We start from the raw sequence: 321 nt of genomic DNA, 5'->3' as shown, positions 1-321 counted from the left end.
TCGCTCAGCTTGATCTCCACCATCGTGGGATCGATCACGTTGACCTCGGAGATCGCGGAATAGAGCGCCTTTTGTGCGTTGGCGCTGTCTTCGGCATTGATCCGGTCGAGCGAGAACTTGACGTCTTCGGCATCCATCGTGGTGCCGTCGTGGAATTTGACCCCTTCGCGCAGCTTGAAGGTATAGGTCAGCCCGTCATCCGAAATTTCCCATGATTCGGCGAGCCCGGGAACGATGGAGCCATCGCTGGCAAAGCGCGTGAGCCCTTCGAAGACGTTGGAATAGAGAACGGAATCGATTGCGCCGGCAGCGGCGCTGGTC

Annotated in this window: 1 protein-coding gene; it reads right to left on the bottom strand. The window is 58.3% G+C overall.

The features are described from left to right. Positions 1–321, bottom strand: a 321-nt coding sequence (locus A3764_RS21075; RefSeq protein ID WP_236628282.1) for an ABC transporter substrate-binding protein, incomplete at both ends; no start/stop codon positions are given.

Origin of the sequence: Sulfitobacter sp. HI0129 (genome assembly GCF_001635395.1) — a bacterium.
Classification (GTDB): domain Bacteria; phylum Pseudomonadota; class Alphaproteobacteria; order Rhodobacterales; family Rhodobacteraceae; genus Sulfitobacter.
This window is presented reverse-complemented; position numbering and strand designations above follow the sequence as displayed.